Below are 24,919 nucleotides of genomic sequence, written 5' to 3'. Positions count from 1 at the left end.
TATCATCAAAGCGTTAAAGCTTGCTCCTGTAACTCCTGGCTATTGTTCGGTGCGTCCTTAACTGCATAAAACCCTTTTCTACTTAATAATTCGCTAACTGGCGGGATGGGGGACGCTTGTTCGGGTGATGATTGAGTGCTTAATATTTTGAGGGTGTCTATGTGCTTTTCCTGGATGAGGAGAAGCTCTTGATAACGTTGATTTGAGTTTTCCAGCTCTTTTTGCACTACGGCAAGCTTTCGCTCTGCTTCACAAATTCGATCAAATACTAATAGAAAGCTCGCTTCCTTGTCATTGATAAAAATATCCAACTTTTCCAGAAAAGCTTTGCGCTGCGCTTCTTTGTCAATTGCGGTGATTGCTAATTGCGATATGGCACTATGCAAGGCCTCTATCAAGGATTTGGCGCGTTGGAGTTCGTTGCCCAGCTCATCCTTCACTATGGTTACTTCACGAACTTTTTCTTCCAAATCATTTTTAGTGCTATGGAAGGTTTCTGTAATTCGAGCCAGTTTCTCCTGATTTTGTTTCATCAAGTCTGTTTGTTCGGCAACTCCTTCCCTGAGAACGTCTGCAACTGCCACCAGGCCATCTTTGGTTTCGCCTATCATCCCATTAAGTTTGGCGGTAGCCATGACTTGTTGATCAATCAAATCAATTTGCGTACTTAAGTGCTCAATATTTTCAGTAAGTCTGGCATTTTCTTTGACAAAACGTTGAATTTCAACTGCCAATTGTTCACGGATCACATCCAGTGCATTGATGGTCAGCTCTAAAAGATCAGCTAAGCCCAAGATACCTTTTTGCAAGCTTTCGACTGCACTGGTACTGCATTTATGATGATCATCAAGGATGATTCCACCTGCTGTATAAGTAACCGCGGTGACACCACAAATTGCCAGGAGAAAACCAACATGGGCAACAATACCCAGGATTAGGGTAGGGAGTGTTAATACTGCTCCACCAATAATTTTTTGCCAAAGCGGTAATTGTCCCCAATAGTCTGCTGCACGTGAGAAGATGCTGGGATTTTTTTCCATGCTCTTTACGGTGTCTTGCAGACTTTTTCTGATTTGTTGAAATATTTCTTTGGTAATCGTAATTTTTACGAGCTTGTCTTGATCCGATTCCTTGAGAATTTCTAACTGATGCTTTATTTTTTCTTCTGCGGGGAGCTCAACTGATACTTCCTGTACGGTTCTGTCATTATCTAGTTCGATAAGATATTGAACTTCTTCTGCGGTGGTAGCCATGTGAATTCCTTTCTGTTGAATAATCTTCCTGTGCCTACTATTTTTAACCAGAATAACTTAAAAAAACAAGAAGAATTTGTTTTTAGAGTTTTTGGGTTCTGCCTAAGACAGGTAAATGAATAGGGGTATAGACAAATTCCGGAGGGTATCAAGTTGGGCCTTGCAGCCCAACCTGGTAACTTAAATTACATCTGACGAGAGTAACTTCTTTCTTCCGCATTAGAAGAATTACACTCAGAAATTGCAGATACGGCGCTCGCACCAGAACGGGTAATGAAATACGCCAATGCAATGGGAGCAATTATTGCGGCAACCAGAGCAGCAGCAGCGGCAGCCAGGATACAAAAAGCAGCAACAATTCCCGCTTTTGCAGAAACAATAAGTGCATCACTTGCAGTTTCTTTTGCCGCTTCCTTACCTTTGCGTAAGCTATGTAATTCAGCACCTGCAGCAAAAATCAAACTTCCAAGTGCAGTAATTGCGGCACCCGCAGCCACCGCCGTTAAAAGACCAGCACTTAGGGCCATAACAAGAGGTGCAGTAATTGGCGCAGTTCCTACAAGACCAATTTCTTTTCCGGTAGATAATCCCATTTCTTTTAATAAAGGTTTTTTTCCAAAAGGGGCAAAAAATCCAGGTACAGCGCGACTCATAGCCTCATAAGCCTTGTTTGCCCCTGCTTTAATGTCTCTTCTAGCATGTGCTTTTACTTCAGGAGTGCCTAGGCATGCATCGAAGATGCTGTCATCCTCAGATGCGCCTCTTCGGGCAGGTGAGTGGGAATTATCTTCTACTAGGTATTCGCCATCGTAAATTTCTTCTTCATAATCCCTGCTGAGCTTTTCTTCTCTATTTAGTTTTACTTTCGGCTGTCTTTCTATTTTTAATTCCATAATCATCCCCCCTAGAGCTTGCTTAAAATCCAGCCATGCTATTTAAAAAAAGGATACAAGTCAAGTTGAGTTTATTTGGTTTTTTGATTATTTTAATCACACTTGAGACAAAAGATGATTTTATATGATGTTTAATATAGGCCAACGCTGGATAAGTAATACAGAAACACAACTGGGTTTGGGTATCGTTATTGAAGTAAATGGGAGGCAGGTAAGTGTGAGTTTCCCTGCTGCTGGTGAAGAGCGTATTTATTCTACTGATAGCGCTCCGTTAAGCCGCATCACTTACAAGGAAGGGGAAGAAGTAATTACCTCCAACCAACAAAAAATGCAGATTACCCAGGTGGAAGAGCGTCAGGGTGTATTGTTTTATAGAGGCACAGATGAGGCAGGAAATGAGTTGCAAATCAGCGAACTCTTACTGGATTGCTTTATTCAACTTAATACCCCCGAAAAAAGATTGTTCAGTGGTCTGCTCGATAAATTAAGCACTTTTAAATTAAGAATAGACACGTTGAATCATGAAAGCAGGTTGCAACAATCACCAGTGAGGGGATTGCTAGGGTCACGAACCAGTCAGCTAAAACATCAGGTGTACATAGCCAATGAAGTGGCGCAACGCCATGCTCCAAGAGTTCTGCTCGCGGATGAAGTCGGACTTGGTAAGACTATTGAGGCAGGAATGATTCTCCATTATCAACTATGTACCGGCCGTGCCAACCGGGTGCTGATTGTGGTGCCGCAAACGCTGATTCATCAATGGCTTGTCGAGATGATTCGCCGTTTTAATTTGTATTTTTCAATCATTGATGCCGAACGCTATGAACTTTCCTATGAGCTGGATGAAGAAGAAGGAATTCAGATTGGCACGACTTCAGAGAATCTTTTTGAAAGCCAGCAACTGGTTTTGTGCAGTCTGGATTTTCTTATGGACAACGAAAAAGCACGTGCCCAGGCTTTAGCCAGTCAATGGGATTTGCTCGTTGTCGACGAGGCCCACCATTTACATTGGTCAGAAGAAGAAAAAAGTCCTGAGTATGAATGCATTGAGGAATTATCAAGACAGAGTAAAGGCTTGTTATTGTTGACTGCAACCCCTGAACAAGCTGGTGTTGCCAGTCATTTTGCCCGCTTAAGATTACTTGATCCCTCCCGGTTTTATGATATTGCCGCCTTTATAAAGGAAGAAGAGGGATATCAGCAAATCAACAAGCTGGTGCAGGAATTAATGACTTATGGAGAACAGGCACCCATCGATACTTTAAGTGTGGACCTTAAAAAACAATTAGAAGTTTATTTGGGAGAGGTAAACGGTTTGAATGTAAACCAGGTCATTAAAGACTTGCTCGACCGCCATGGAACAGGACGTGTCTTGTTCCGTAATACACGTGCAGCAATACAAGGTTTTCCAGAACGCCAAGTCCATGCCTATCCCTTGGAGTGTCCCCCAATTTATTCCTCATTGGATGCAAAAAAGGGGCAACGAAAACTGTACCCTGAACAGCTTTTGGATAAAGAGCTATGGTTGGAAAACGATCCCCGAGTGAAGTGGTTAGCCAACAAGATCGCCGAATTACATCCTAAAAAGGTTCTGGTAATTTGTGCCAAGGCAAATACCGCAATTGCTCTGGATCAGTATTTAAAATTAAAAGCAGGGATTCGTAGTGCTTCCTTTCATGAAGAATTGTCTATTATTGAGCGGGATCGTGCTGCCGCTTATTTTGCCGAGCTCGAAAATGGAGGGCAGGCGCTTATATGCTCTGAAATAGGCAGCGAAGGTCGAAACTTTCAATTTGCCCATCACTTGGTATTGTTTGATTTACCCTTAAATCCTGATTTATTGGAACAACGTATAGGCCGGCTTGATAGGATTGGCCAGCGGCATACTATTGATATTCATGTCCCCTACCTCATGGATACGGTACAAGAGAAGTTATTTCGTTGGTACCATGAAGGCATTAACTTGTATACCAAAAGCTGCTCTATCGGCTTTACTCTTTATGAAGAATTTGAAGAGCAGTTACTGCCACTTCTTGATACCGCGGATGCCAACCCGCAAGAGCTGGACAACCTGATTAAGGAAACGAAAATACGGGCGGAACAAATTAATCAGGCACTGCACGAGGGCCGTGATCGTTTATTGGAACTAAATTCCTGCAATATCCCCCAGGCAGAGGCATTAATAGCTGCTATTGAGGCAGAAGAAAATTGTCTGGAATTAGAAAACTATATGGCACAAGTATTTCAGGAGTACGGGATTGATCACGAATACCATTCTGAATCTACAGAAATAGTGCGCCCCACGGATCATATGAAGACCAGTCATTTTCCAGGATTAAAAGAGGATGGGGTTACAGTGACTTATGCACGCGCCAAGGCGCTTGTGCGTGAAGATGTGGAGTTCCTAAGTTGGGAACATCCTATGGTCAGCGAATGTATGGAAATGATTTTGGATTCCGAGCTCGGAAATGCCACTTTAGCCACCATCTCCATAAAAAGCATTAAACCCGGAACTTTGTTTTTGGAATCTTTTTTTACCGCTAATTGTGCCGCGCCCAAAGATTTGCAATTAGATCGCTTCCTGCCCCTTACTCCAATTCGTGTGCTCATGGATGTATCTGGAAAAAATCTTTCCAAGATTCTGGATTACAAGCAATTAAATCAGTTGTGCCAGCCTGTGAAACGTCATTTGGGATATCCGATTATTCAGCAGATTCAATCCGATCTTGAAACGATATTGATTCAAAGTAAAAAAGTTGCAGAAGCACAACTGCAGGAACTCATAGCGCAGGCTACGGAACTGATGAAACAAAAAATCACCCATGAACTATCGCGGTTGGAAGCATTAAAAAGAATCAATCCTTCCATACGTGAGGATGAAATTTCCCATTACAAAAATCAACTTGTTGCAAGTGAGGAATACATCGGCAGTACAACTTTAAAATTACAGGCATTGCGAGTAGTGGTTAATAAAACCTGATGCGATGTGCTTACCCTCCTCTGCTCCGGCCGTCCCTTCTCCCTTAGGAGAAGGGAGTGCTTCTTTGTACGATAATGCCTCCTTTGCGGCAGACAATTTTATGCAAAAGATCTTGATGATAGGGTATTACCCAGTACAGGGAAATGTGCAACACGTTTATTATTTTTGAAGAAAGCTGAGTTGCATCAAAATGTATTAGCGAATACAAATTGCAGGTTTTATTCATAGCAATTTTGTTTATAATCTTTGTCATGGCGCGATTTTAGAATTTTTTTCTTTCGCTCCTAAAGAACATGTATAGGCAAAGTTTAAGGAGCAATCTGGAGGAAATACTTTGTATTCGTACTCCAGAGTTTGAAGAATTTCTTTTTTACAGGGTAAGTTAAGTAATAGAAAATTATAAATTACAAAGCTTAATATTTTCTTGAATTGTGTAGTACAAAAGGATCGGTCTACTCATGAGCCAGCAAATAAAAAAAATTACAACGGATCTTTTACATTTAGCGGGAATTACCCCTAATGGGAATGAGCCTTGGGATATCCAAATTCATAACGAAGCGTTCTATCAACGAATTTTTAATGAAGGCTCCTTGGCACTGGGCGAGACCTATATGGATAAATGGTGGGACTGTAAAAACCTTGACCAATTCTTTGCGCGCGTTCTTCGGGCTCAACTCGATCAAAAAATCAAAGCCAACAAATGGTTATGGCCAAAATTAATATGGCTCAAACTCATTAATCCCCAATCAAAAAATCGGGCTCTTGAGGTAGGGAGAAAGCACTACGATTTGGGTAATGACTTATTTAAATCCATGTTGGACAGCCGTATGAATTACACCTGCGGATATTGGAGAAATGCCTCTGATCTGGATACTGCCCAATTGAATAAGTTGGAGTTGAGTTGTCAAAAACTTAAGCTTGAGCCTGGAATGAGTGTATTGGATATTGGGTGCGGTTTTGGCGCCTTTGCTAAATACGCAGCGGAAAATTACGGGGTCAATGTTGTAGGCATTACTATATCCAAAGAGCAATACGAATATGCCACGCAAAATTGTGCCGGATTGCCTATCGAAATCCGTTTTCAGGATTACCGGGATATTCATGAGCAATTTGACCGGGTAGTTTCTCTGGGTATGTTTGAACATGTAGGGTATCGAAATTATCGGGTTTATATGCAAAAAGCGCGTGCCTGCCTTAAAGAGGACGGGTTATTTTTATTGCATACGATAGGTGGAAACGAAACCATGAAATCCTGTGATCCCTGGATTAACAAGTACATCTTTCCTAATGGCATGATTCCGTCTATGGAGCAAATCAGTAAAGCTTCGGAAGGATTATTTGTCATGGAAAACTGGGCGAATTTTGGGGCTTACTACGACAATACTTTAATGGCCTGGCATGAGCGTTTCGAGCAAAACTGGGACCGTCTGAAAGAAAATTATGATGAACGTTTTTATCGCATGTGGCGCTATTATTTATTAGCTTGTGCGGGTTCTTTTCGCGCGCGCACCAATCAGTTATGGCAAATAGTTTTTTCCAGGGAAGGGCTTCTCGGGGGATACCAGGAACCTTTGTTTACCGGGATTAAAAAAAGCGGATCACAAAATAAAACGACATTATCAAGCTTTGAAATGTTATAGAGATGAATATATGACTGGATGCCGCGAACACGTCGCGGCACGTAGGCTTGGGTTGAATTGTCAACATGCCCCTAGTGTTTTTTGGCAAAAATCATCCGCAAATGGCTGTTGATGGTTTCAATTGCACTACGACATGCTGGAGTATCAGCAAGTTCATTGAGCATCAGGAAATCATGGATGGTACCGTGATGGCGAATCCCGGTTACCGGTACACCTGCTGCATTTAGTTTATGTTCATAAGCTTCGCCTTCATCACGCAATACATCACATTCACCATTGATAACCAAGGCAGGTGGTAATCCCTTGAGTTGTTCGATGCTTGCTTGCAAAGGACAGGCAGTGATTTCTTTTCTTTTTGCCTTGTCAGGAAGATAATTGTCCCAAAACCACTCCATCGCCTTCTTGGTTAACCAGGGGCCCTCAGCAAATTCTTTATAGGAATCATTCTCAAAATTGGCATCTGTTACTGGATAAATAAGCACTTGATAATCTATTTTAGGGCCGCCACGTTCTTTGGCAAGAAGAGTCATCACCGCGGCCATATTTCCGCCAACGCTATCGCCAGCAACTACAAAACGGGAGGTATCCAGATTCAATTCTTTACCATGTTCTGCCACGTATTTCATTGCTGCATAATCTTCCTCGATTTGCGTGGGATATTGTGCCTCGGGAGCCAAAGAGTAATTAACAAATACGATTGCTGCATGAGCTCCTACCGAGAGTTCCCGCACAAGACGTCCATGAGTTTGCCAATCCCCAAAAACCCATCCCGCACCATGATAGAACATGACTACCGGTAGTTTTTCTTTTGATCCTTTGGGGCGAACAATACGAATGCTTACTTCACCTTTGGAGTGTTGAATACGACGATCTTCAATATCCACTTCGGTTTTTTCTTTTGATGAAGGTAATTCTTGTAATTTATCAAAAATGGCCCTTCCTTCTCGCACCGGAAGATCATAAAGAGGTTTACCGCCAGCTTTCTTGATTTTCTCAACGAAAGCCCAGGTTTTAGGTTCTATACGTTTACTTAGATCCATTTTACATGTCCTCATGGTTGAAGTTTAAAAACACAAGTTCATTATCTTTATAAATATGAAACCAGCTGTTACTTTTATTAACAGGACAGAATAAGTATAGACAATTTGGCTGTTTTTTGTTTTTTTATTGAGTAAAAATTTAAAATAAATAACTACTTACTGGATCTAAGAAGCTAAAGCGAGGGAATTCATTGTCAGCAGGGGAACAATTCGCAAGCAGCCTGGATGCAACAAGATGAATTTAATTAGCTCAGGGATTTTTTTATTGTCCAAATTGAATTGCATTGTTTCATTTCTACAGATTTGTTATAAAGATCAAAGAAGCACAGGGATGTTGATTTTAGGATAAAGGAGCGTTTTGATGTTTAAACAAAAAAATAATCCGGTGAAACACGTCGATGAACTGACGCCCTTATGTTTAAAACGCCAGTTATCGGTAACGTATATTGCTCCAGATGGCAGATTGACTGCGGATGATCCTGCTTCCTATAAAGGACAAAAATGCATCGACTATCAGAATGCTTTAATTACCCAACAGCCGAGAACCGGTTATGCGGAAGGAATCCTGGAAAGAAGAGCTGCTGGCTTTTTTTCTCCAAAAAAGAGAGAAGCGCCTATTGAGAGTACATCCGCCCCTTCTCCCCAATGAACTCATGAAATTTAAGGCGAACTGGTTGCTGTGACGTTTCCGGCGTTGGTTTTTTAAAGCACATAAAAATAATAGAAATGACAAGGAAGTAAAATGAATACAACCCTTGCAAAAACTCCCAAAAAAATACTGCATGCACTGATTCAGCCGCAAGGATTTTTCCCAAATAACCCGCGTTTCCCTTTATTAATTTACAAGCAAGTATTTGCTATATCTAATGAGCCTGCACAAACCTTACAGAAATTTTTAAAGAAAAATCACTGGAGTAATTCGTGGGTAGATTCTATTTATGATTATCATCATTATCACAGTACAACCCATGAGGTCCTGGTCATCTTAGAAGGGGAAGGAAGAGTTCAATTTGGCGGGGATCAATTGGATATTTATGAGGTAAACAAGGGGGATGTGGTAATTATTCCTGCAGGTGTAGCTCATAAAAGTATAAACCTGTCCCCCGATTTCAAATGCATAGGGGCTTACCCATGGGACATAGATTTGGATATGAACTATGGCACGGCAGAAGAGCATCCGCGTGTTGATGAGCACATTAAACAAGCCGGGTTACCTAAAAGTGATCCTGTTTTTGGCGTGCAGGGATTATTATTTAATTATTGGAAATAGGGGCCAAAGAGTTTTCCCTGCAAAAAGCTTTGTGGGGAAGCAGGACCCCAATAATCACGCCATATTCTCAATTCCGCAGGTACTGCATGCAGTTTCGGTTTCAAATACCAAAAGGCCATTTACTTGTAAATGGTTGAAAATCAGCTTTAAAGCATGTTTTACAGCAGACACGTCAACGATAAGTCCAAAAGATCCATCTGCAGGCGGTAGAGGTTTACTCAAATCATAAACCTGAGTGCATAAACTTAAACAAGTATGCAATGATTTAGGCATATATAAAGATCTTTTTGATGGACAGCTTTATATCCTATACCACTGCCCTTGGAACTATACTTGGGACTATAACTGTGCGCGTCGGAAACTTTAAAGTATCTGCATTCTTAGTGAACTCAGTTAAAAAGTGAGTTCATGGAAAATTTAATTTTCGAAAAAATTTTAATAAACACTTTTGCTATGCTTAAGTTATCGTTTTTTATTTTATTAAATCCATGTGCAATCGTGCTGCAATAAGATGGTGCCTGCGCGGACCTGGGAGTCCCGCGGTCATTCAATACATGCTTTTGGATAGAGAGTTAAATTATTTAATCTCCCCCAGGGAATGTAGAGTCGATGACATAAAAGATGCTGTTTGCAACGTGATTGCAGATATAGAGAAACACTCTGGCGATGCTCCCCTGGAGGTATATTACAAATCCATAAATGAAAGGTATGGTCGACATCGAAGGGATTCAGGACAATTTCATCGATTTCTCAAGAAAATATTGCTTCGTAAAAATTTGTTAAAAGCAAACAGTCGCTTGGCGTTTTTTCTAAAAAAAGACCAGTTACAGCTTTTTAAAAAAGCCCTTTATTTCCTGGATATCGACACAAAAAGCCGAGGTAATGCCTTTATAGTGTATTTATGGATGATTGCGATGAAAGCTACTCGTAGCCGGGTAACGGGCGTTATCAAACAAATTTGGAAAGCACGGTTATCTATTCAACGGATGAGTAAAATACAGAAGCAAAGGTTCCAGGAATTTTATTCCCTTATTGCTGAGAATAACTGACCCGAGAAATGAATGAAATGATGCAAGCAGTTGCATCCCTGTTGTCCTTAGAAAAATACCCGGATCAGGAAAATTGGTTTTACTCTATAGTTGCTGTTTATCGAAAAAACTGGATTAAATTAACCCGAATTTTTCTGAAACGCTTTCATTTTAGACCAGTCAGGATAGGTCAGTTCCCAAACCCGGTATAATTTATCGTTCTTGTACTCCGCAATTAAAATAACTTCGATTTCTCGGGTCGGCTCATCAGGTTTGTTAATGGTAATGAATAATCTGCCGGCTACCTTATCTCCCTGTTCGACAAAGGTTTCCTCGTCGTACCGAACTTTATATTGAATGGATGTCTCATAAACCTTCTGATGAAGATGTAAAAACTCCTCATACTTCATTTTTTTCCCATTCGAATACAACGCAAAATCTTTATCATAATATTCGGGAATCGCTTTATCATTTTTCGCTACAGTTACTTTGGCAAACATATCTTTTAATAAGCTGGCATGCTTCGATTGATTGGCACATGCACTTTGCGCTGTAAATAAAAATTGAAAGATACACGCTGCACTAAGAAATTTGATAAAGAAGTTTTTTCTCATTTTTAAGCCTCTCCAGAATTTCAATTTATTTTTTAGAAAATGCTTAATTAAAAGCTTCAGCAACAACCATGGTAAACTGAGTTTCTCCAATCATTCTCTTTCTAGAATACATTTACCTATAATGACCGGAAAATGGCAATACATTTCGTGGTTTTGACAAGCGTTGCTTTGTATGCTCTTTATAATACAATCATTCGTTCTTAAATGAGGGAAATGTGGCAAAAAAAACATTGGTCTTATTACCGGGAATATTATCGGATCAGCGGGTTTGGTCCTATCAAATCCATCATCTGCAGGAACTGGTACGATGTCAATGCGTCCCTTTATTGCGGGGAAATACTACTGAAGATTTGCTGCAGGAAGTATTAAGCCAGGTTGAAGGCGATTTTTTCCTGGCGGGACATTCAATGGGTGGTTGGTTGGCCTTGGAGCTTGCCAGGAGAGTTCCGGAGCGGGTTTTAAAATTATGCTTGTTAAACACCTCCGCGCAACCGGACTCCCAAGAAAAGCGCCATAAAAGACAAATGATGATAACAGATACCGTACAGGGGAATTTTCAAGCGGTGGCCACAACCCTTGTGGATCATTACATTTTTGAGGCGCGCGCCAAAAAGGAAGTGCTTTCCATGTTTTTAAGTGTTGGCCCACAAGTGCTTATTACCCAACAAAAAGTGCTTTTGGCACGGGAAGAATGCACCTCTTTCCTTTCTTCTTTGACCATGCCTGCATTAGTGATTCATGCTCGGGAGGATAAAAATTTTTCCCTGGCCCATCATGAAGAACTGCGCACTAAAATCCCTCATGCTAAATTGGCGGTTATCGAAGACTCCGGGCATATGTCGCCTATGGAATCCCCCCAAGCAGTAACGGCATTAATGCGCTTTTGGCTTGAATATTTTTGAATAATTAATCTTCATAGTCGTTCAAATCAAATGCCTCTTGCAAATTTTCCAATTGTTCTTCGACCACAGTTAATTTTTCAAAGCTTGCGATGTGGAATAAAGCCTGCCCTGAATGCACCAGCGGCAACATGTTTTCTCCAATGATAATGCCCGAAAGAGGTGATTTTAACTTGTATTCTTCAGTGCTTGTTGGATTGGCAATGATGGCAATCACTTGCCCTTTACTTACCCGATTTCCTGACTTTTTAATGTGCCTTAAAATCCCGCTTATTGGTGCTCTAATCCAGTAACTGTTTCTGGATACGGTAGGGGTGCATTTTTTTACTTTGTACTTTCCTGGCTTGATCATTCCTAATGCCCCCATAACACTCAAAATTCCATTAATACCTGTTCTGATGGACAGTTCATCAAAGCGTAAGGATTCGCCGCCTTCATAAACCAAAATGGGTATGCCTTGTTCATTGGCATATTCCCGCATTGATCCGTCTCTAAAAGTGGAATGCAGGATAACCGGGACATTAAACGCCCGGGCTAAATCCTCAACGCCTGGCATATCCAGATTGGCCCTAATTTGCGGTAAATTAAAACGATGGTTTGAGCCAGTATGCAGGTCAATCACATGGGTGGACTGCGATAAAATTTGTTTGCTGATAATTTCTGCAAGCAGGGAGGCAAGAGAACCCTTGGAATTACCCGGGAAGGAACGATTCAAGTCTCTTCTATCCATTAGGTAGCGTTCCTGATATAAGAAACCATACACATTAACGATGGGAATTGCGATGACGTTTCCGTTGATATTTTTTAGTCCCTTCTTTTTCAGGAAACGTCTGATAATTTCTACCCCATTTATCTCATCCCCATGGATTGCTGCAGTAATGCATAATGAAGGTCCTTCTTCCAAACCGTTAATAATGTGGATTGGTAAACTGATGGGCGTCCAGTCATATAATTTGGGCATCGGAAATAAAACTGTTCTACGTTCTCCGGGTTTGATTTTAACATCGCCAATGATCAAGGGTGATTTGCTTGACATTCTTCTTACTTCCTTAATAGGGTATATAACAAGTGTAGCTTGAATTAAGGCAGATAGAATAAAAGCGCGATTTCCCTAAGTATCTAAAATTTATCCATTATTTTTCGAGAATAAAAAGCCTCATAATTATTTTAGGGCCATTGCAATCCACTTGGATATTTATTGCTTGTTGCCTGTTCCGGAAAAGCATCTTGCAAGGCATCAATTCTTGCTCTTGCTTAGGAGGCTCGGAAACAGGGAAGGTTCATATTTTTAAAAATGTATGCTTCTATTTCCATGAAAAACAGCATAGATCAAGCTGCAGCTGACCTATGCTGTGATGATGCTATTAAATTAAACATACATAGAAGATTGAATTTCTTTAAAATGGGCTTGATCTTCTTCTTGCATTTTTTCAGCGGCCTGCATTTCCTCCTGCTCTTGTTCTTTTTGTGCCTTGAGTTTCAATAAAGCAATCATATTCTGGGTTTTTAATTCCTGTAAAATTGCCGCCAATAATACATCTGTGGCAGTCTCCAGAATTAATTCTTGAGGAGGTTGTTGCATCTCCTGTGGTGTTTGCGTTGTTTGCAGTTCCAATGAGGGAGCTTTTTGTTTTTGGTTAAAAAAAAGCTGCGATGAGTGAGAATTGGATTGTTTTGTATTATTTTGTCCATTTGTTTGACGAGCATTTGCGTTTTTCTTACCCATGGTGATCTCCTTTTCCTATGAGTCTCTTCCAGATTAATCTAATCCTTGAGTAAAATGCAAATGTTTTCTTCAAGATTTATAAAATTTACATTTATATTGCTTATGTTGTTCATTGTGGCTTCTAATTTTGTCTCTCGGTTAATTTTTATTTTAAATGGTGCAATGAATACGAATGGTACAAAATTATCTCAGGACAAACCCGACGAAAAAATATTTTCCAGAAGAGACCTGTTGGGGCAAGCAACTGCAGGGCTTGCCCATAAGCTGATAATCCTGACTGCTTTAATTTAAATTAAAATTCGCAGTGTTCGAGGGGGTAGGACCAAGTTTTATGCCGGAAAGAACTTTATCAAATATGGCATGATTATTATGGGAGCCCGTATTGATTATGGGAAACAAAATATGCTCGAAAAGGTGGGCGCGCTTCTCAATTTCTTCACCATAGATCTCAGCCACGACGGAAGGATTGTTTTTAAATTCTCCACAACCCCAGGCGCCTAAAACCACATTCGGTTGTCCTTCAAGGATTAAGGTATCCAATTGGGCTGCAATACGTCTTCTTAAATCCGATTTGTATTGCGCCAGCTCTTCAGTCCCCAATCCCTGGGGTTCAGCGGCTAACTCTGGGGCCGCGGACCTTAATTCATAAAAGGGAAAAATCTCGTGTGGACTAAGAAAAGTATAACTCAGGTCGCTGTCTGCAATAAGATGTGCTGAAGAAAAGTCACTGGGATCGAGAGGAAGATGTATTTCGGGTCCGCGGAAACAGATTCTGGGAGTTCGCAGAAATAAAACTTTATGACCCCCCGAATCTGCTTCTCCGCCTTGTTTTTTTAATGCACCAAGCTCTTCATCAGTCATTTTGATCTTGGCTTCCAATAATTTGCTTACTGCATCATGGTAACGAAATGTCTTGGTAGTTTTATCCAAATACACCATATCATCGAGCAAGGTACGGGCACAGGTGCTTCGATGCCATATATTTTCCTCTTGTGCACTTCCTCCTTCCAATGCCCCACCCCCAGGGTAAACCGGATTCGCCATATTGAGTACGGCATAGGGTTTACCATGTTTCTTGGTTGCAGCAAGTGTCGCCAGCCCCCAATCTTTGTTAACTACTTCCACTGCTTTCGGTGCAGAATTTCTTTTTTTGGCCCATTGATTTAGATTAACTTCAGCTTGTTTTTCCAATTCCCTGAGTTTATTGGTATTAGTGATAAAATCGAGTGTCTTGCCCATACTCTTATGCCGCCATCTACTTCCAGTATATGAGCCTATAAAAAAAGGGGGTTTATGTGCTGCATATACCTCATGGAGTAGGGAGGGGGCTTTCGCAGCGGAAGGTTTAAATAGATTAATCTTCGACATCATTTTTTTCTATCCTTAATTTTTGTACAGTATTCTATCTTTAATTATCTGCTTTCCAAAAGTGCAATGACGCAGTTTTAAGAGACAACTTTTAAAGAGAATAAGTAAAAGGTCAAATTCCATAAGTACACAACAGCTTGAGTGGGAGCAGATCAAACGTTCCTAATCTACATCGCACTCCTGGTTTTTGTTTTTATTGATAATATTTGAACATGCAACAAGGTAGGATTACTATCCAATAGCATAATTCCAAGCAATTGTATCCTTTCTATTTACTTCTTGATTCAACTTTGAGTAAGTTGAGTCAAAATGAGTAAACCAGATTGGTCAAAAAAAGTCAACTTTGATTTTTAGCTTTGGGGTAGGGGTGATTTACAGAATCGTTTTAAACCCTGTTTACCAGCAACCACCGTCCTTAATTGGGGTGCATGCTTTAATGGCAATGAGCTCAAGTCCAGGATGTCCTGATAAAATATGGGCGTTTAATTGAACTATAATTAGACTATGACTGTTCTTGCCTTTAGTTGACATGAAAATTGATCAAGAATCCCTAAAAAAGGTGTGTGGTGAGAGTACAACCGCGGTGGTATTTGGTTTTGGAAAATATGACTATGTAGAAGTCTGTGAGGAAATCAATAAACATGGAATAACAGCCTTTCATTCTGATGATTACTCCATCGCCAACCTCGATCTCCAAAAAGATAATCCTTATTCCATGTATGGTTTATTTAAGTTAATTCTTAATGACTTATTCCTGGAAAACTATAAAAAGAAAAAAGAAGGAAAGCCCCTCGTCCCTTTAATTTTTGTTGTTGGTAAAAGTGACGCAACTTATGATCCAAAGCAAATCGCTAAAAGAGAGGAAGGCCCCGATGATAAGTGGACTACTCTTACAGAATTGCGTAGGGTTTATAAATTAGTGACGGAATTTGGGCCGGAATTTTCCCAAACTGCTCTGGATACCATTAAATTTGTAAGACTTGATACTCAATCAAATGTGACTCAGTTAGAGCTCGTCACTCCTTTTTGGGAAAGCGAAGACTGGAAGAACGAGTGGGCAAATCGTAAGGAAGAGACAAGACAAACGCATGGACGTGGGTATAAAAACAGCATTTGGCGTACTAACCTGAAGGAAAAGATTCAGGAAATCGATAACCTAAATCATGATGAGGGAAATAAAGAGGAAAGTAAACCCTAAAGACTTTTTATTAAGAGTCGATGTTTTAGTCTTAATTTTACCCCTGATCGCCAGTATCGCTGACTTAAAACTAAATTCTCTTTTGATTTTAAGGGACCCGGTTGCAGGCAACCGGGGATCCGAACCACCTTGTTGCTTTATTCTGCTTCATCCAGGCTGCAAGGATTCATTTTCTCGGGTGCCTGTTAACGTTTCAACCAAACGGGTACTAAAAATAGATTTACAAGCTTGTCCAGCCGTGCCTAAAGTTTTGAAGAGGGCATTCTGCTCTTCTATTTTTTGCACGCAAAAATCTAATCTTTTTTTATATTCACCATTCTCCTCGCTTAATTCTTGCCTCCTTAATTGAATAAACAAATACAGTTCACAATCTGTAATTTTTGTATGTGTCTCTAGGTAAGCAATTGCATCTTTTGCTTCCTCTATGTGCGTTTTCTTTGTGAGCGCATTAAACCGATAGGGAAGATAAGCACTAATTACCTTTAAAACATTATTTCGGACTGATAAATGGGTATCCCATTCAAATTCAGCAGAGAAGAAGGTTCCTTTTAAAAACATACATAACTCCTTTTGTTGTACTTACAATACAATTTGTACGTTATTTAGATTAATTGATTCATTAGGCGATGTAAATTATTTATTTAAATGTTTTAAAAAAATATTTATTGAAATAATTTAATCCCGATGCATTAATTTTTTACTCTTGGGGGATAGCTGAGAAATAGGTCAGGGAAGAACGGCACAAAAACGATATTACGATGATGTAATGAAGGGATTTGGTATCAGAGTTACCTCTGGTGGTACTAAAGCCCTTTTTGTTGAGAAACTGATAAAGAATAAACTCTCTCGCATTACCCTAGGTCGTTATCCCGAACTTACGGTTGAAATGGCAAGGAAATAAGCGCAATAGTTGCTTGGGCAAATTGCAACAGGAATAGATCCAATTGCCGAAAAGCGTGCTGAAAAAATGCGCCAAATCACCTTAAACGATGTATTCAATGATTACATCCATGTCCGTAAATGGTTAAAGCACAATACTCTTTATAATTACAAAAAAGTATTAGCCACAGGTTTCGCTGGCTGGGTTAATAAACCCCTTATTGGCATCACCAAAGCGCCGTCAGCAAGCCGCAACTTTACGCTGGGATCAAGTTGATCTAAACGCCAAAACCTTAACCGTACTTGATACTAAAAACCACGAATCGCATACCCTCCCTCTTTCTAGTTACCTCTATGAACTGCTATTATCACGCAGCCAAAAAAGGATTAACGGGTATGTTTTTCCTGGTACGGGAGCAGCAGGTCATATTATTGAGCCACGTAAGCAAATGGCTAATGTAACTAAGCTCTCAGGCATTCATTTTACGGTTCATGATTTACGGCGCACGTTTATTACCATTGCAGAGGGGCTGGATGTCTCAGCTTATGCTTTAAAACGTTTAATGAACCATAAAATGAACGGTGATATTACTGCAGGCTACATCGTGACCGATGTTGAACGGTTGAGAAAACCAATGCAGCAACCGATTATTTTTTGAAGTGTATGGGTGTCCAACCATCCGCAACACTAATAGCAATCCAACAACAAGGAGCAGTTCATGAGTAAAGAAATTAAGGTTCAAGATGATGTATTACGCCTAAACCAAGATTACAAGCATTTCTTAACCGATATCAAAACAAGGTTACAAACGGCTCAGATCCGCGCGGCACTTGCTGCGAATAGTGAGTTGATCAAGTTCTATTGGGAGCTTGGTACTGATTTAATCGAGAAACAAAAAAATCATCAATGGGGATCTCATTTTCTGGAACAGTTCTCACATGATATGAGGCAAGCATTCCCTGAAATGCAGGGTTTTTCTAAAAGAAACCTTGAATATATGCGACGGTTTGCTCAGCTGTATCCTCAAATTGAATTTGCGAAACAGCCCGTTTCGCAATTGCCTTGGGGGCACATTGTGCGCTTGATGCAGATGGTTAAAGAAGAGTCTAAGCGAGAATGGTATGCTGAACAAACTATAAAAAATGGTTGGTCACGAACCATTCTTGAAATGCAAATCGAAAGTGGATTGTATGAACGACAAGCTATAGCTAACAATAAAACCTCCAACTACCATAAGCATTTACCAGAATTACAATCTGATTTAGCCAATGAAATATTGAAAGATCCCTATAATTTTGATTTTCTGACCATTCAAGGCAAAGCCCATGAACATGGTATTGAAAATGCTTTAATCACCCATATTCGTGATTTTCTCATTGAGCTCGGCCAAGGTTTCGCCTTTGTGGGTTCTCAAGTCCCTCTAACCTGTGATGATCAAGAGTTTTTTGTTGATCTATTGTTTTACCACCTCGAATTACGAGCATTTGTTGTCATCGAATTGAAAAATACGAAATTTAAGCCAGAACATACCGGGCAGTTGGGTTTTTACCTTGCAGCTGTTGATGATCAGTTACGAAAGCCAGGAGATAACCAAAACGATTGGAATCTTGCTATGTAAATCAAAAAATAAAGTCATTGCAGAATATGCGTTGCGAAACATTAGTGCTCTTATAGGGGTGTTTCAGAATATACCTTATCAAAATCAATTCCTACCGACTTGAAAGGCAGTTTACCGACAGTTGAAGAAATTGAAGCTGAATTAAATGAGTCTGTAAAAGAGAATTGATTGGTTCAGTGTATTGTATACTTATAAAAAGTGCATGGGGCAAAAGGGGTAGTGGAACACCCATATTAATACCGTGTTAAAACAGTCCCAGCATGAATTGTTCATGTTGGGACTTTGGGGACCATTTGCTTTTTAGTTTTGTTGTTTCAATCAGTATTATTCAAAGCGACCAATTTTCTATAAAGAAAAATCGTAAGTAGAGAACCTATTGAGCAGATTAAAAATAAAGAATAATAGTCAGCTAACTGATAGATTGCACCTCCTAAAATGGGTCCAACCGCCAAACCAATTGCGGAGGCATTAAGAACACCATAACAGCTACCCATCACATGAGGTGGTGTAATTTTAGCAAGAAACACATCATTCAATGGGAAAAAGATCACCTCGCCCAGGGATAAAATCAGCATGGAGCAATTCAGTGTTAAGCTATTTTGGGCAAAGCAAAATCCCATAAAGCCTATAGCTAATAAGGATAATCCTATAGATGCAAGCAACATATAATTTACTTTTTGGAGAAGAGGTCCAATAAAAATCTGCAGCAAAACACAGGTTATTGCATTGACGATTAGCATGTTACTGTACACTACAATGCCATCGTCAAATTGTTGCACAATATATTGGGCTAACGAAGAGGTTATTTGGGAGTACATGCTGTAACAGATGAAACTAATCAGAAAGAGCCTTTTTAAAGAGGAGTTCTTTACAATAAGTTTCAGGGTATCTGTGATGGAGGCGCTTTTTGAGCTATTAGAGTTTTTTGGGAGCTGCAGATTGTTCTTTTTTGACCAGAACGTCAACAACAAAAAACCAGTAGAAAGATAACTTAATGCGATTTGTTGGAACAGTTGAGTTGAGTGTTCAGCAGCATAACGTGCGCCAATGAGTGGACCTAAAGCAGCTGCTAGATTTAAAACCGCATAACGCAAACCAAAAGCAATAGTTCTCTGTTGCTCATTGATGCTGGTGGCCAACAATGTTTTCGATGCAATATCAAAAACAGCTCGGAATATGCCAAGGATGGTATTTAACACAATAAAACACACTAAAGATTTGCTTTGATAAAGAGATTCATAGGCAATTGCTGATCCAAACAAAGTCAAGATGAATAATTGCTGCGGAGGGTAACGATCAGATAGATGCCCTATGAATACGCTTGTCAGACTGTGGCTTAATTGCCCGGAAGCAATAATAACTCCTATAGAAATAGGTGATAGAGAAAAATAGTTCAAGTAAATTGCTAAAAAAGGTACGATCAAAAATTGCCCTAATTTTATGATAAAAAAAGCGGTTATAAAGAGTGAAATGTTAAAAAATGCTCTACCTGATCGGGTTGCACTAAGGTACATAGATTCTGACATAGTACTTCCCTAATCCTGGTGAACTTTTGTTGTTATTTGTACCTGTTCCATAGCTAAATGTACTGTAGAGATCGCTTCATCAATATCGTGTCCTGTTCCTAAAATATATCCTTGTCTGGATTGAGAAGAGCTTAGTTTCCCAAACTTCTGACCTTTTTTCAGGGTACAATGAATACGAACAATTCCAGGTAAATTGTTTGCAGACTCAAGGCCATTAATATCAAGAATTTCTTCAAATTCTCGTGCAAAAAATAAAACAGCAGCGGCATTTTCTTTTTTATTCCTTGTTTTTTGACTTAATCCCAATAAATGGAGCACCGTTTCAGAAATGACATCAACTCCGGTGGTTAATTCGGTTAGCTCCCAAATTTGATCGCCTCCCATTCGGGTCTGTGATTCAATCATTTTTATTTCCCCCTGATGTACTTTAATTTCAGTATGTGCCGGACCATTTTGGTGTTGAATAATATCTAAAAATTGAAGCATAATTTGCTGGATTTTTTGTTGTATTTCTGGAGTTAGGCGAGCAGGAGAGTAATGACCCAATTCAATAAAATGAGGAAATTCAGTAGTAAGCTTTTCAGTAATGGCAATGATTTGATGTTGCCCATCCAAACTTAAGGATTCCACACTGTATTCTTTACCTAAAAGATACTCTTCTGCAATAAGCTCTTGGTTGTCGAGCTGTGTAGCCCAATTCCATGCTTTAGTGATATTTTCAACGGCGTCAACATAAAAAACACCTTGACTTCCTGCGCCATGAGCAGGTTTGAGGATAAAAGGAGCCTTTATTTGCTCATAAAAGGCATATACATCTTCTAAAGTGCGGCAGTTTTGATAGACAATGGAGTCAAGCTGATGCTTCTTAAGTAAACAGCGCATTTTAAGTTTATCGCGTGTATGATCCACTGGAAATATTGCATTGCCTTTAATGTTCAATTGTTCAGCGATTAATGCTGCCGGGTATAAACCAAACTCTGTAAAAGAAACAACCGCTCTAAAATGGTGAGCTTGATGTAAATTTTCTGCTATTTGACTTATTTCAGAAAGATTCTCATAAGTATCAACGAATACGATGTTTTCAACCAAATACTCAGTTAAAGGATCAAGTTGCGACTGAATCAGCACAAACTGAACTTGCATTGTCATAAGTTTTTGTAATGTATGTTCTCGTGCCCCGATGACGAGTAAACAAGGAGATGAGTTTATATCATATACTTCCATAGTGGATGTTCCTTAAAAATTGTTAATTCTTGGGTAATTTCTGATACCGATTTATCTAGATAATAAGTACTGAGAGAAGAGAGCTCCTTTCCCGAAGATAAACGACCAAGCCATTCAAGGGGTGTAGACGTATCCTGAATAAAGTTGGTCCCCCATGCGTTTAAATCATTACTTAACATCTCTTGCAGGAGCTCTTGTTCATCAACAACATTCGGACCGAGTAGCTCGCCAAAGATTTTTTGGATTAAAGGAAGATAAGCAATTTGTCGCGTTCCACCCAATACTCGAATTTGGGGCATAAGGCATAAAACTAGAAAACTTAAAAAGATATTGGGAATTAATTGCCCATTGATAAGGGCCTCACAAATAGATTGAGGATCTAATGGTATTTTTAATTGTTTACTTAGCTTGGTTGTCTCTTCTTTAAAAACATTATCCACAATTCTTAATGCACGTATCTTATTGTCTCTGACGCCCCAAAAAAATTCTGTCCCCTGTTTTAAGAATAAATGACTCTTTTCATGCATTAAGAGATTAATTAAATAGTTCAACTTACTGCGTTGTTTAGAGGAAAAAATAAGCTGGTAAATAATACCTTCAGGATCACGTAAATGTTCTGCAACTAAAAGTGATGTGAAGTTATCATTTAGGATCACTGGCTGGACTTCTTGGGCATGATCACACTGTGTGAGTAAGTTTCGATTCGATAAGGTGAATGCTGGAATAAATCCTTTATATTCATTGGAATCAATGGTTGTAAGTAATTTTTCTATTCCTTTTTTTTCTAAAGAATCAGCTTGAGTCAAATATTGGATGAAATTATCAATGCAATAAGTTAATCGAGGGTAGGAGGAACAAACACTCAGTTTGGACATCTGTTTTGGCGTTAATGCAAATAAATTAATTACCCCTTGCTTTAAGTTAAGCCAGCCTGGCCCTTGTTGTCTACTCCATTGTAATGTTCGTGTCACGCTATTTAAGATAAACATATGGTTTAGCTGATGGAGTTGGCTTCCCATCCAACTCATCAAGATGGCATTAAAGTCAATCTCATTTGCGTACAACTGACAATGTGGTCCAGTTTGCAAAATGGGATAGCGGTCAAATTCAGAAAAAGCGAGCTCAAAATTAATATAGTTAGAACCAAAGAAAAGCCTCAATGCCGAATAAAATTTCGCTCTAGATTGACGTGCTAATGGGCTTACACAAGAAATCGGTTTTTGCCACACTTGTTTTATATAGGAGGACAGAGTCTTGTCCCAATTTGTTTTTAAATCACTTATAACACTTGGGCAAATGGCTTGCATTGCTCTTGTAATGGGGGATAAATCGAGTTTTTTCATGCTAATCAACCCCAGATATTTTGCGACACGTGATAAAAGGGATCAAACACGTTGGCGAATTGCATTTGAGAGTAGTCCTGGAGTTTTTTGTGGAGGATATGGAGTTCTGCACAAGCAATAATAAATTGGTGCTCTGGAAATCGGCTCATAAATTCTAAAAATTCATCAAGTAGCGGTGCATCCACGAGATTGTCTTTCACTGCCTTAATTAACGTATTGAGTTGTGCTTGCGCCTCACTCCCAACAAAAGTAATTTGCCGTGCTGCCTTTACCCAAAGTGGATGGCTCTCCAAAACCTGTGCCTCTTTGGCGGAAGAAGCACAAAGAACGATAAATTGAGTATTTTGTGCAAGTACATGTTCCAAAACCCATGTTACAAGGGAGCAAATTTTAGCCTGGTGCTCAGGTAATAATTGGGGAAGTAATGCATGGGCAGTAAAGCAGCAAATAATAAGGCAGTCGACATTTTGCTGTAAGAGATAAGCTATATTATTTTCCAGCTTTGCTAAGAGTTCCGCTTTACTTTGATGAACAGACATCAGTGCTGTTGATTGAGTTTGCAAGGGCTCTGAATATAAATACACACAAGGAGGATGGTATTCTTTTTTTAAAGTATTCTCGTGTAGATAGGCCGAATAAAGAGTTTCAACAAATGCTGCTGAAGCTAAAGGCCCCATTCCACCGATAATACCTATTTTGATTGTTTTCTTATTCATTATGTTTAATCCATTAATTTATCACAGCAGCCGCAAGGTCTGTTTAACTCGAAGTGTGCTTTGACTTTGGTGTAGGCGTTGTATCCTACTCTTGCGATGAGATTAAGTTTGTTGGTATCGATTCGTTTATCCTTGGTTAAGATGTCCGGATTAAGATGAATACCAACGACTTTCGCAATGACCATCCTGTTGATTAAACCCGAGTCATTAGGTGTCGGTAATTGCACCGATTGGTGATAAACACATTCCAAACTAATAGGAGACCCATTAACGCGATAGGTTTGGATGAGCTCCCCAGGTAAATGATCCACCTCCGCCATATGAAATTCGTTAATTCCTCGTGAAAAATCTAGTGACGTAATATTCATTGCCTCTTTACTGCGATAACTCACTAAATTGACGGTAAACTCTTTGGTTTCCTCAACATTTTTTAACGTATCCTTGGCTCCCCCGCTGCCATGTGAGCCTGTTGTGGCAAACATAATCATAGGAGGGTCTTCAGAGACAATATTAAAATAGCTAAAAGGTGCCAAATTAGGATTGCCATCAGTATCTTTAGTGCTGATCCAGGCAATAGGCCTAGGAACAACACATGCTTTAAAGAGTCCTTTAGGCAACTTCTGTGATGTGTGAAAAAACATGATTGTGTATTCCTTTATTAGAATGTGGAAGAAAGACTCTTCCTCCTACAGTTTGAAAATTCCTGAATGCCCATAAACTAGGGCTTACAAAAACGCGTTGAATCCATCGATAAGGACAACCTTGGTTGTCGTAGGTTGGCGTAAATCGTTCTCGAGCATGCAGAGTGAAACGATTATCCACATAGATTAATTTTCCAGGAGTAATTTGAATGGCCTCAGATGTTTCTTTGACTGCCTGGTGAAAATGGGTTAATGCCATTTTGGCTGCATGATTGATTGGCAGTATCATATTCGAATAAAAGGCGACACTTATGCGAGGTTTATTCAATGTTCCTCTGAGTACAGGACATTTGACCATTGCTTCATGAGAAAAGATTTCTCGCCACCGATAGGGGAGGTTTAAATAAAAATTTGCTCCATATAAAATCTTCAAATCATAGGTGCTTAGTAATTTTAAGGCCTTTCGAGTATCAGCGATGAATGTTTTTGTTGGTTCAATGGTTTCATCAATTCGAATACCTAGAAAAAATATACCCGATGGTGAATAATCATCCTCAGAAACATACTGTAATGCTGCATTTTCAATGTGAAAATCAAGCTCTACTTCAGAACCCAAGCCCGTATAATCAAATCGTGTATTTGTTTGTGGAGTTAAATTGTTAACAAGTTCCTGCCCCTCGAAATATATGGAGTAAGGTTCACCCACTAGAGAGGCAAAGGCGGTGATGATGTTTTCACTAAGATTTCCTGATTTAAAGTGTTTACCGGTTTGTTCGAAGTCTGGGCTTCCGTAAATGGTTTCATCGATTGGAACATTGTTAATTACTATTGCAGAAGCCAGGTTATCGGTACTGCGTTGGCTTGTAAGCATATTAATTAATGCTTCGGGTAGTACCTCGTATATTTTTTTCCGCAGTGATTGGATGTAGCGCTCTCCACCTAAAGGATCATAAGGGATATCGCTAACTCCTTGTATTAGTTTTTGTTTCTCCTGAGTACTCAAAGTGATTTCAATAATATTTTTTTCATCCATGGTAATTCCATATTTAAATCTTATAGTTC

General features: G+C 39.6%; 24 protein-coding genes and 1 pseudogene. 10 read left to right on the top strand and 15 right to left on the bottom strand.

Annotated features, from left to right (window positions below):
* Window positions 1-5: 5 nt before the first annotated feature.
* Together KYQ_RS16720 and KYQ_RS16715 are read right to left on the bottom strand one after the other, a co-directional pair.
* Window positions 6-1,253, bottom strand: a complete 1,248-nt coding sequence (locus tag KYQ_RS16720) for a LegC2/C7 family Dot/Icm T4SS effector (RefSeq protein ID WP_010655267.1) — start codon at window positions 1,251-1,253, stop codon at window positions 6-8.
* A 185-nt stretch (window positions 1,254-1,438) separates the two neighbouring features.
* A complete protein-coding gene (locus KYQ_RS16715; RefSeq protein WP_019350355.1) occupies window positions 1,439-2,146 on the bottom strand; it encodes a hypothetical protein in 708 nt (235 codons plus the stop codon).
* Window positions 2,147-2,270: 124 nt separating this feature from the next.
* On the opposite strand from KYQ_RS16715, the gene rapA reads away from it, so the two are divergent.
* Window positions 2,271-5,126 carry an RNA polymerase-associated protein RapA gene (rapA, locus tag KYQ_RS16710; RefSeq protein WP_019350354.1) on the top strand — a complete coding sequence of 952 codons (2,856 nt, stop codon included), beginning with the start codon at window positions 2,271-2,273 and terminating at the stop codon, window positions 5,124-5,126.
* A gap of 458 nt (window positions 5,127-5,584) precedes the next feature.
* On the top strand, window positions 5,585-6,766 hold the full coding sequence (gene cfa / locus KYQ_RS16700; RefSeq protein ID WP_010655264.1) for a cyclopropane fatty acyl phospholipid synthase: 1,182 nt from the start codon (window positions 5,585-5,587) through the stop codon (window positions 6,764-6,766).
* A gap of 71 nt (window positions 6,767-6,837) precedes the next feature.
* On the opposite strand, the gene KYQ_RS16695 is transcribed toward cfa, so the two are convergent.
* Window positions 6,838-7,806 carry an alpha/beta hydrolase gene (locus KYQ_RS16695; protein ID WP_010655263.1) on the bottom strand — a complete coding sequence of 323 codons (969 nt, stop codon included), beginning with the start codon at window positions 7,804-7,806 and terminating at the stop codon, window positions 6,838-6,840.
* A 361-nt stretch (window positions 7,807-8,167) separates the two neighbouring features.
* Here KYQ_RS16695 and KYQ_RS16685 point away from each other — a divergent pair, with 361 nt between their 5' ends.
* Window positions 8,168-8,455, top strand: a complete 288-nt coding sequence (locus tag KYQ_RS16685) for a hypothetical protein (RefSeq protein WP_019350351.1) — start codon at window positions 8,168-8,170, stop codon at window positions 8,453-8,455.
* Window positions 8,456-8,548: 93 nt separating this feature from the next.
* Complete coding sequence (locus KYQ_RS16680; RefSeq protein ID WP_019350350.1) at window positions 8,549-9,076, top strand: cupin domain-containing protein; 528 nt, start codon at window positions 8,549-8,551, stop codon at window positions 9,074-9,076.
* A gap of 54 nt (window positions 9,077-9,130) precedes the next feature.
* Here KYQ_RS16680 and KYQ_RS16675 read toward each other — a convergent pair whose 3' ends face one another.
* Entirely contained in the window at window positions 9,131-9,349 is a 219-nt protein-coding gene (locus KYQ_RS16675; RefSeq protein WP_019350349.1) for a hypothetical protein, read from the bottom strand.
* A gap of 215 nt (window positions 9,350-9,564) precedes the next feature.
* On the opposite strand from KYQ_RS16675, the gene KYQ_RS16665 reads away from it, so the two are divergent.
* On the top strand, window positions 9,565-10,125 hold the full coding sequence (locus KYQ_RS16665; protein WP_231294583.1) for a hypothetical protein: 561 nt from the start codon (window positions 9,565-9,567) through the stop codon (window positions 10,123-10,125).
* A 119-nt stretch (window positions 10,126-10,244) separates the two neighbouring features.
* Here KYQ_RS16665 and KYQ_RS18465 read toward each other — a convergent pair whose 3' ends face one another.
* Window positions 10,245-10,718, bottom strand: a complete 474-nt coding sequence (locus KYQ_RS18465; protein WP_010655258.1) for a hypothetical protein — start codon at window positions 10,716-10,718, stop codon at window positions 10,245-10,247.
* Between the two features lie 215 nt (window positions 10,719-10,933).
* Between KYQ_RS18465 and KYQ_RS16655 the strand changes: the two genes are divergently transcribed.
* Window positions 10,934-11,620, top strand: coding sequence for an alpha/beta fold hydrolase (locus KYQ_RS16655; RefSeq protein ID WP_010655257.1), 687 nt, complete (start codon window positions 10,934-10,936; stop codon window positions 11,618-11,620).
* 4 nt (window positions 11,621-11,624) lie between these two features.
* Here the strand turns inward: KYQ_RS16655 and KYQ_RS16650 are convergent, their stop codons facing one another.
* From KYQ_RS16650 to KYQ_RS16635, 3 genes are all read right to left on the bottom strand, one after another.
* Window positions 11,625-12,653, bottom strand: a complete 1,029-nt coding sequence (locus KYQ_RS16650; protein WP_010655256.1) for a succinylglutamate desuccinylase/aspartoacylase family protein — start codon at window positions 12,651-12,653, stop codon at window positions 11,625-11,627.
* A 333-nt stretch (window positions 12,654-12,986) separates the two neighbouring features.
* Window positions 12,987-13,343, bottom strand: a complete 357-nt coding sequence (locus KYQ_RS16645; protein ID WP_019350345.1) for a hypothetical protein — start codon at window positions 13,341-13,343, stop codon at window positions 12,987-12,989.
* A gap of 282 nt (window positions 13,344-13,625) precedes the next feature.
* Window positions 13,626-14,714, bottom strand: coding sequence for a poly(ADP-ribose) glycohydrolase domain-containing protein (locus KYQ_RS16635; protein WP_010655253.1), 1,089 nt, complete (start codon window positions 14,712-14,714; stop codon window positions 13,626-13,628).
* Window positions 14,715-15,240: 526 nt separating this feature from the next.
* Between KYQ_RS16635 and KYQ_RS16630 the strand changes: the two genes are divergently transcribed.
* A complete protein-coding gene (locus KYQ_RS16630) occupies window positions 15,241-15,909 on the top strand; it encodes a hypothetical protein (RefSeq protein ID WP_019350343.1) in 669 nt (222 codons plus the stop codon).
* 147 nt (window positions 15,910-16,056) lie between these two features.
* Here the strand turns inward: KYQ_RS16630 and KYQ_RS16625 are convergent, their stop codons facing one another.
* Window positions 16,057-16,467 carry a hypothetical protein gene (locus tag KYQ_RS16625; protein ID WP_010655251.1) on the bottom strand — a complete coding sequence of 137 codons (411 nt, stop codon included), beginning with the start codon at window positions 16,465-16,467 and terminating at the stop codon, window positions 16,057-16,059.
* Between the two features lie 163 nt (window positions 16,468-16,630).
* Between KYQ_RS16625 and KYQ_RS18980 the strand changes: the two are divergent.
* From KYQ_RS18980 to KYQ_RS19730, 3 genes and pseudogenes are all read left to right on the top strand, one after another.
* Window positions 16,631-17,515, top strand: a pseudogene (locus KYQ_RS18980) (integrase family protein).
* Window positions 17,508-18,407: a PDDEXK nuclease domain-containing protein gene (locus KYQ_RS19580; RefSeq protein WP_231294582.1), complete on the top strand. Its 900-nt coding sequence runs from the start codon at window positions 17,508-17,510 to the stop codon at window positions 18,405-18,407. The pseudogene KYQ_RS18980 and the gene KYQ_RS19580 overlap by 8 nt, the downstream one beginning before the upstream one ends.
* On the top strand, window positions 18,352-18,510 hold the full coding sequence (locus tag KYQ_RS19730) for a PDDEXK nuclease domain-containing protein (protein ID WP_231294581.1): 159 nt from the start codon (window positions 18,352-18,354) through the stop codon (window positions 18,508-18,510). The genes KYQ_RS19580 and KYQ_RS19730 overlap by 56 nt, the downstream gene beginning before the upstream one ends.
* Before the next feature lie 211 nt (window positions 18,511-18,721).
* Here KYQ_RS19730 and KYQ_RS16600 read toward each other — a convergent pair whose 3' ends face one another.
* From KYQ_RS16600 to KYQ_RS16575, 6 genes are read right to left on the bottom strand one after another with little or no spacing between them, the layout of a single operon-like run.
* Window positions 18,722-19,933 carry an MFS transporter gene (locus tag KYQ_RS16600; RefSeq protein ID WP_019350342.1) on the bottom strand — a complete coding sequence of 404 codons (1,212 nt, stop codon included), beginning with the start codon at window positions 19,931-19,933 and terminating at the stop codon, window positions 18,722-18,724.
* A 9-nt stretch (window positions 19,934-19,942) separates the two neighbouring features.
* Window positions 19,943-21,157, bottom strand: a complete 1,215-nt coding sequence (locus tag KYQ_RS16595; RefSeq protein WP_019350341.1) for an ATP-grasp domain-containing protein — start codon at window positions 21,155-21,157, stop codon at window positions 19,943-19,945.
* Window positions 21,139-22,500 carry a hypothetical protein gene (locus KYQ_RS16590; protein ID WP_019350340.1) on the bottom strand — a complete coding sequence of 454 codons (1,362 nt, stop codon included), beginning with the start codon at window positions 22,498-22,500 and terminating at the stop codon, window positions 21,139-21,141. Before KYQ_RS16590 ends, KYQ_RS16595 begins: the two co-directional genes overlap by 19 nt.
* A gap of 5 nt (window positions 22,501-22,505) precedes the next feature.
* Window positions 22,506-23,216 carry an aspartate/glutamate racemase family protein gene (locus KYQ_RS16585; RefSeq protein WP_019350339.1) on the bottom strand — a complete coding sequence of 237 codons (711 nt, stop codon included), beginning with the start codon at window positions 23,214-23,216 and terminating at the stop codon, window positions 22,506-22,508.
* A gap of 5 nt (window positions 23,217-23,221) precedes the next feature.
* Window positions 23,222-23,857, bottom strand: coding sequence for a flavin reductase family protein (locus tag KYQ_RS16580; RefSeq protein ID WP_019350338.1), 636 nt, complete (start codon window positions 23,855-23,857; stop codon window positions 23,222-23,224).
* Entirely contained in the window at window positions 23,826-24,890 is a 1,065-nt protein-coding gene (locus KYQ_RS16575; protein ID WP_019350337.1) for a Fe(II)-2OG oxygenase family protein, read from the bottom strand. The genes KYQ_RS16580 and KYQ_RS16575 overlap by 32 nt, the downstream gene beginning before the upstream one ends.
* Between the last annotated feature and the right edge of the window lie 29 nt (window positions 24,891-24,919).

It is taken from the genome of Fluoribacter dumoffii NY 23 (assembly GCF_000236165.1).
GTDB classification, from domain to species: domain Bacteria; phylum Pseudomonadota; class Gammaproteobacteria; order Legionellales; family Legionellaceae; genus Legionella; species Legionella dumoffii.
Note: the sequence above shows the minus strand (reverse complement) of the source record. Positions and strands in the feature narration are given on the sequence as shown.

Excerpts from the sequence above, each read along its gene's own strand:
- KYQ_RS16720 (WP_010655267.1), bottom strand. The coding sequence starts at position 1,253 with ATGGCTACCACCGCAGAAGAAGTTCAATATCTTATCGAACTAGATAAT.
- KYQ_RS16715 (WP_019350355.1), bottom strand. The coding sequence starts at position 2,146 with ATGGAATTAAAAATAGAAAGACAGCCGAAAGTAAAACTAAATAGAGAA.
- rapA (WP_019350354.1), top strand. The coding sequence starts at position 2,271 with ATGATGTTTAATATAGGCCAACGCTGGATAAGTAATACAGAAACACAA.
- cfa (WP_010655264.1), top strand. The coding sequence starts at position 5,585 with ATGAGCCAGCAAATAAAAAAAATTACAACGGATCTTTTACATTTAGCG.
- KYQ_RS16695 (WP_010655263.1), bottom strand. The coding sequence starts at position 7,806 with ATGGATCTAAGTAAACGTATAGAACCTAAAACCTGGGCTTTCGTTGAG.
- KYQ_RS16685 (WP_019350351.1), top strand. The coding sequence starts at position 8,168 with ATGTTTAAACAAAAAAATAATCCGGTGAAACACGTCGATGAACTGACG.
- KYQ_RS16680 (WP_019350350.1), top strand. The coding sequence starts at position 8,549 with ATGAATACAACCCTTGCAAAAACTCCCAAAAAAATACTGCATGCACTG.
- KYQ_RS16675 (WP_019350349.1), bottom strand. The coding sequence starts at position 9,349 with ATGCCTAAATCATTGCATACTTGTTTAAGTTTATGCACTCAGGTTTAT.
- KYQ_RS16665 (WP_231294583.1), top strand. The coding sequence starts at position 9,565 with ATGTGCAATCGTGCTGCAATAAGATGGTGCCTGCGCGGACCTGGGAGT.
- KYQ_RS18465 (WP_010655258.1), bottom strand. The coding sequence starts at position 10,718 with ATGAGAAAAAACTTCTTTATCAAATTTCTTAGTGCAGCGTGTATCTTT.
- KYQ_RS16650 (WP_010655256.1), bottom strand. The coding sequence starts at position 12,653 with ATGTCAAGCAAATCACCCTTGATCATTGGCGATGTTAAAATCAAACCC.
- KYQ_RS16645 (WP_019350345.1), bottom strand. The coding sequence starts at position 13,343 with ATGGGTAAGAAAAACGCAAATGCTCGTCAAACAAATGGACAAAATAAT.
- KYQ_RS16635 (WP_010655253.1), bottom strand. The coding sequence starts at position 14,714 with ATGATGTCGAAGATTAATCTATTTAAACCTTCCGCTGCGAAAGCCCCC.
- KYQ_RS16630 (WP_019350343.1), top strand. The coding sequence starts at position 15,241 with ATGAAAATTGATCAAGAATCCCTAAAAAAGGTGTGTGGTGAGAGTACA.
- KYQ_RS16625 (WP_010655251.1), bottom strand. The coding sequence starts at position 16,467 with ATGTTTTTAAAAGGAACCTTCTTCTCTGCTGAATTTGAATGGGATACC.
- KYQ_RS19580 (WP_231294582.1), top strand. The coding sequence starts at position 17,508 with ATGAGTAAAGAAATTAAGGTTCAAGATGATGTATTACGCCTAAACCAA.
- KYQ_RS19730 (WP_231294581.1), top strand. The coding sequence starts at position 18,352 with ATGATCAGTTACGAAAGCCAGGAGATAACCAAAACGATTGGAATCTTG.
- KYQ_RS16600 (WP_019350342.1), bottom strand. The coding sequence starts at position 19,933 with ATGTCAGAATCTATGTACCTTAGTGCAACCCGATCAGGTAGAGCATTT.
- KYQ_RS16595 (WP_019350341.1), bottom strand. The coding sequence starts at position 21,157 with ATGGAAGTATATGATATAAACTCATCTCCTTGTTTACTCGTCATCGGG.
- KYQ_RS16590 (WP_019350340.1), bottom strand. The coding sequence starts at position 22,500 with ATGAAAAAACTCGATTTATCCCCCATTACAAGAGCAATGCAAGCCATT.
- KYQ_RS16585 (WP_019350339.1), bottom strand. The coding sequence starts at position 23,216 with ATGAATAAGAAAACAATCAAAATAGGTATTATCGGTGGAATGGGGCCT.
- KYQ_RS16580 (WP_019350338.1), bottom strand. The coding sequence starts at position 23,857 with ATGTTTTTTCACACATCACAGAAGTTGCCTAAAGGACTCTTTAAAGCA.
- KYQ_RS16575 (WP_019350337.1), bottom strand. The coding sequence starts at position 24,890 with ATGGATGAAAAAAATATTATTGAAATCACTTTGAGTACTCAGGAGAAA.